Origin of the sequence: Marinobacter sp. JSM 1782161 (assembly GCF_011421605.1) — a bacterium.
GTDB lineage: Bacteria > Pseudomonadota > Gammaproteobacteria > Pseudomonadales > Oleiphilaceae > Marinobacter_A > Marinobacter_A bohaiensis.
Map to the genome: position 1 here is coordinate 1 of NZ_WSSA01000008.1, position 5,806 is coordinate 5,806.

The window sequence follows — 5,806 nt, forward strand, 5'->3', positions numbered from 1 at the left end:
AACGGTTGACAGGGTGGCGAAACAGCGTAAAATGCGCGCCACCTTGAACGGGTCAGCCGGCAACGATTCGGCGGTTTCGGAAGCATCGAAAACGCTGAAAAATAACGGTTGACAAGGTTGAGAAGCGCGGTAGAATACGCGGCCTCAACAGGGCGAAGGCCCAGCTCTTTAAAAAGTTGACCAAGTAATTCGTGTGGGCGCTGACTGAGGTATTTCGGCAAGAAATATCGAGGCAGCGACCTGTCAAACTCTCCTTCGGGAGAGGGTGATTTTGAGTGTTGTCTTGAGCAGATATTAGCTACTTCGGTAGCTGCTTGATTTAAACTGAAGAGTTTGATCATGGCTCAGATTGAACGCTGGCGGCAGGCCTAACACATGCAAGTCGAGCGGTAACAGATCCAGCTTGCTGGATGCTGACGAGCGGCGGACGGGTGAGTAATGCATAGGAAACTGCCCAGTAGTGGGGGATAGCCCGGGGAAACCCGGATTAATACCGCATACGTCCTTCGGGAGAAAGCAGGGGCTCTTCGGACCTTGCGCTATTGGATGTGCCTATGTCGGATTAGCTTGTTGGTGGGGTAATGGCCTACCAAGGCAACGATCCGTAGCTGGTCTGAGAGGATGATCAGCCACATCGGGACTGAGACACGGCCCGAACTCCTACGGGAGGCAGCAGTGGGGAATATTGGACAATGGGGGCAACCCTGATCCAGCCATGCCGCGTGTGTGAAGAAGGCTTTCGGGTTGTAAAGCACTTTCAGCAGGGAGGAAAAGCTTAAGGTTAATACCCTTGAGTGTTGACGTCACCTGCAGAAGAAGCACCGGCTAACTCCGTGCCAGCAGCCGCGGTAATACGGAGGGTGCAAGCGTTAATCGGAATTACTGGGCGTAAAGCGCGCGTAGGCGGTTAGATAAGCGAGGTGTGAAAGCCCCGGGCTCAACCTGGGAACGGCACTTCGAACTGTCTGGCTAGAGTATGGTAGAGGGTAGTGGAATTTCCTGTGTAGCGGTGAAATGCGTAGATATAGGAAGGAACACCAGTGGCGAAGGCGGCTACCTGGACCAATACTGACGCTGAGGTGCGAAAGCGTGGGGAGCAAACAGGATTAGATACCCTGGTAGTCCACGCCGTAAACGATGTCGACTAGCCGTTGGAGATCTTGAATCTTTAGTGGCGCAGTTAACGCACTAAGTCGACCGCCTGGGGAGTACGGCCGCAAGGTTAAAACTCAAATGAATTGACGGGGGCCCGCACAAGCGGTGGAGCATGTGGTTTAATTCGACGCAACGCGAAGAACCTTACCTGGCCTTGACATGTTGGGAACTTTCCAGAGATGGATTGGTGCCTTCGGGAACCCAAACACAGGTGCTGCATGGCCGTCGTCAGCTCGTGTCGTGAGATGTTGGGTTAAGTCCCGTAACGAGCGCAACCCCTATCCCTAGTTGCCAGCACATTATGGTGGGAACTCTAGGGAGACTGCCGGTGACAAACCGGAGGAAGGTGGGGATGACGTCAGGTCATCATGGCCCTTACGGCCAGGGCTACACACGTGCTACAATGGCGCGCACAGAGGGCCGCGAACCCGCGAGGGGGAGCCAATCTCTTAAAACGCGTCGTAGTCCGGATCGCAGTCTGCAACTCGACTGCGTGAAGTCGGAATCGCTAGTAATCGCGAATCAGAATGTCGCGGTGAATACGTTCCCGGGCCTTGTACACACCGCCCGTCACACCATGGGAGTGGATTGCACCAGAAGTGGTTAGTCTAACCTTCGGGAGGACGATCACCACGGTGTGGTTCATGACTGGGGTGAAGTCGTAACAAGGTAGCCGTAGGGGAACCTGCGGCTGGATCACCTCCTTAAACGAAGCCGAACGCTTCGGTCAGAGCCCACACGAATTACTTGGTCAGCGGAAGAGAGAGCATAAGGGTCTAAAGCAGGCCCGTAAGACTGCGGCTGTCTTTTCGGAAGAAAAGAGGGTGGCAGGATTAGCGCGCCGAGATTGCTTGAGCTGACAAGGCGCGAGCTGAGTGAAGGCGGGAGCGTACGGAAGTACGTGACCAACTGAGCGAGGATCGCAACGCGGTCAGGTCGAGCAAGATCAAGCGGTAATGGGTCTGTAGCTCAGGTGGTTAGAGCGCACCCCTGATAAGGGTGAGGTCGGTGGTTCAAGTCCACCCAGACCCACCAGAATTGCGCAGCTCATCGTTGTGTCCGGACTTGCATAGCAGGCTATGCGGCGCCCGAACACGCCTCGATCTGCCCAATTCTAAAGCCTGATAGCCATAATCGGGTTTGAAGGTGAGGCTTAGAATGGGGCCATAGCTCAGCTGGGAGAGCGCCTGCCTTGCACGCAGGAGGTCGGCAGTTCGATCCTGCCTGGCTCCACCAACTTTACGAATACCCTGGCTACGGTCAGTGTGCAGAAACAAGCGTTTCGGATTGATGACAGATTGATCCCGAAATCCTTCTTTCTGATCACTGGGTCAGACATGCTCTTTAACAATGTGGACAAGATTGCAACACGGATTGTTCGTTTCTTTATCTCCGAAACGAATGATCCACTGATAGCGATTTCAAGCGTTATCCGGTGTTAATCGTTGGGTTGCTTAATCTTGAATCAAGCGTCAGCAGGACAAAAGGCTGCTGACACTGTGGCTCCAACCTGGAGGCTTCGGCCAACAGGGCGGTTAAACAGTTGGTTTGGGGTTATATAGTCAAGCAACTAAGCGCATACGGTGGATGCCTTGGCAGTCAGAGGCGATGAAAGACGTGGAAGCCTGCGAAAAGCTTCGGGGAGGTGGCAAACAACCTTTGATCCGGAGATCTCTGAATGGGGAAACCCACCTGGTTTCGGCCAGGTATCCAATCCTGAATCCATAGGGATTGGAGGCGAACCGGGGGAACTGAAACATCTAAGTACCCCGAGGAAAAGAAATCAACCGAGATTCCCTCAGTAGCGGCGAGCGAACGGGGACCAGCCCTTAAGCTGAACAACTGGTAGGAGAAGGCTCTGGAAAGTGCCGCCATAGTGGGTGATAGCCCCGTATCCGAAACCTGAGTTCAGTGAAATCGAGTAGGACGGGTCACGTGTAATCCTGTCTGAACATGGGGGGACCATCCTCCAAGGCTAAATACTCCTGACTGACCGATAGTGAACCAGTACCGTGAGGGAAAGGCGAAAAGAACCCCTGTGAGGGGAGTGAAATAGATCCTGAAACCGTATGCGTACAAGCAGTCGGAGCACCTTCGGGTGTGACGGCGTACCTTTTGTATAATGGGTCAGCGACTTATGTTCAGTGGCGAGGTTAACCATCTAGGGGAGCCGTAGGGAAACCGAGTCTGAATAGGGCGACTTAGTCGCTGGACATAGACCCGAAACCGGGCGATCTATCCATGAGCAGGTTGAAGGTGCGGTAACACGCACTGGAGGACCGAACCCACTGTCGTTGAAAAGCCAGGGGATGACTTGTGGATCGGAGTGAAAGGCTAATCAAGCCCGGAGATAGCTGGTTCTCCCCGAAAGCTATTTAGGTAGCGCCTCGGACGAATACCACTGGGGGTAGAGCACTGTTTCGGCTAGGGGGTCATCCCGACTTACCAAACCGATGCAAACTCCGAATACCAGTGAGTACTATCCGGGAGACACACGGCGGGTGCTAACGTCCGTCGTGAAAAGGGAAACAACCCAGACCGCCAGCTAAGGTCCCCAAATACCAGTTAAGTGGGAAACGATGTGGGAAGGCGAAGACAGCTAGGAGGTTGGCTTAGAAGCAGCCACCCTTTAATGAAAGCGTAATAGCTCACTAGTCGAGTCGGCCTGCGCGGAAGATGTAACGGGGCTCAAACTGGTTACCGAAGCTGCGGCTGTGCACGCAAGTGCACGGGGTAGGGGAGCGTTCTGTAAGCCTGTGAAGGTGAGTCGAGAGGCTTGCTGGAGGTATCAGAAGTGCGAATGCTGACATGAGTAACGATAATGCGGGTGAAAAACCCGCACGCCGGAAGACCAAGGGTTCCTGCGCAACGCTAATCGGCGCAGGGTGAGTCGGCCCCTAAGGCGAGACCGAAAGGTGTAGTCGATGGGAAACGGGTTAATATTCCCGTACCTCGCGTGACTGCGATGGAGAGACGGAGAAGGCTAGGTGAGCCGGGCGACGGTTGTCCCGGTTTAAGCATGTAGGCAGAGGACTTAGGCAAATCCGGGTCCTTAATGCCGAGACGCGACGACGAGTGCTGCTTGCAGCGCGAAGTCATTGATGCCCTGCTTCCAGGAAAATCTTCTAAGCTTCAGGTCACGAGAGACCGTACCCCAAACCGACACAGGTGGTCAGGTAGAGAATACCAAGGCGCTTGAGAGAACTCGGGTAAAGGAACTAGGCAAAATGGTGCCGTAACTTCGGGAGAAGGCACGCTGGTAGTAGGTGAAGCCCCTGCGGGTGGAGCCCAGACCAGTCGAAGATACCAGGCCCCTGCGACTGTTTATTAAAAACACAGCACTCTGCAAACACGAAAGTGGACGTATAGGGTGTGACGCCTGCCCGGTGCCGGAAGGTTAATTGATGGGGTTAGTCCTCGGACGAAGCTCTTGATCGAAGCCCCGGTAAACGGCGGCCGTAACTATAACGGTCCTAAGGTAGCGAAATTCCTTGTCGGGTAAGTTCCGACCTGCACGAATGGCGTAACGATGGGGGCGCTGTCTCTACCCGAGACTCAGTGAAATTGAAATCGCCGTGAAGATGCGGTGTATCCGCGGCTAGACGGAAAGACCCCGTGAACCTTTACTATAGCTTCACAGTGAACTTTGAGCATGCTTGTGTAGGATAGCTGGGAGGCTTTGAAGTGTGGACGCCAGTCTGCATGGAGCCAACCTTGAAATACCAGCCTGGCATGTTTGAGGTTCTAACTCGGTCCCCTTATCGGGGATAAGGACACTGTGTGGTGGGTAGTTTGACTGGGGCGGTCTCCTCCCAAAGAGTAACGGAGGAGCACAAAGGTGGGCTAAGCATGGTCGGACATCATGCGGTTAGTGTAATGGCACAAGCCCGCTTAACTGCGAGACAGACACGTCGAGCAGGTGCGAAAGCAGGTCATAGTGATCCGGTGGTTCTGTATGGAAGGGCCATCGCTCAACGGATAAAAGGTACTCCGGGGATAACAGGCTGATACCGCCCAAGAGTTCACATCGACGGCGGTGTTTGGCACCTCGATGTCGGCTCATCACATCCTGGGGCTGAAGCCGGTCCCAAGGGTATGGCTGTTCGCCATTTAAAGTGGTACGCGAGCTGGGTTTAGAACGTCGTGAGACAGTTCGGTCCCTATCTGCCGTGGACGTTGGAGATTTGAGGAAAGCTGCTCCTAGTACGAGAGGACCGGAGTGGACGAACCTCTGGTGTTCGGGTTGTGACGCCAGTCGCATTGCCCGGTAGCTAAGTTCGGACAGGATAACCGCTGAAGGCATCTAAGCGGGAAGCCCCTTCCAAGATGAGATCTCCCTGGCCCCTCGAGGGCCCTGAAGAGCCGTTCAAGACCAGGACGTTGATAGGTCGGGTGTGGAAGCGCTGCGAGGCGTTGAGCTAACCGATACTAATTGCTCGTGCGGCTTGACTATATAACACCCAAGCCAACTGCGGATAACGCAGGAAATCGCTACGCAATCTTGTCCCTTCCCAGTGATCAACCTTTTTGCCTGACGACCATAGCGGTCCGGAACCACCTGATCCCATCCCGAACTCAGAAGTGAAACGGACCTGCGCCGATGGTAGTGTGGCATGGCCCATGCGAGAGTAGGTCATCGTCAGGCTCCTAA

The 5,806-nt window shown here is 54.4% G+C and carries 2 tRNA genes and 3 rRNA genes; all 5 read left to right on the forward strand.

Going from position 1 to position 5,806, the window contains the following annotated elements:
- The first annotated feature begins 321 nt into the window (after positions 1–321).
- The 5 genes from GQB00_RS21680 (at position 322) to rrf (ending at position 5,800) form a co-directional block, all read left to right on the forward strand.
- A 16S ribosomal RNA gene (locus tag GQB00_RS21680) occupies positions 322–1,862 on the forward strand.
- Positions 1,863–2,113: 251 nt separating this feature from the next.
- Positions 2,114–2,190, forward strand: a tRNA-Ile gene (locus GQB00_RS21685).
- A 125-nt stretch (positions 2,191–2,315) separates the two neighbouring features.
- Positions 2,316–2,391, forward strand: a tRNA-Ala gene (locus GQB00_RS21690).
- A gap of 324 nt (positions 2,392–2,715) precedes the next feature.
- Positions 2,716–5,608: ribosomal RNA gene (locus GQB00_RS21695) — 23S ribosomal RNA — on the forward strand.
- Between the two features lie 77 nt (positions 5,609–5,685).
- Positions 5,686–5,800: ribosomal RNA gene (gene rrf, locus GQB00_RS21700) — 5S ribosomal RNA — on the forward strand.
- The 16S, 23S and 5S rRNA genes sit together here with 2 tRNA genes alongside, the layout of an rRNA operon.
- Positions 5,801–5,806: the final 6 nt, after the last annotated feature.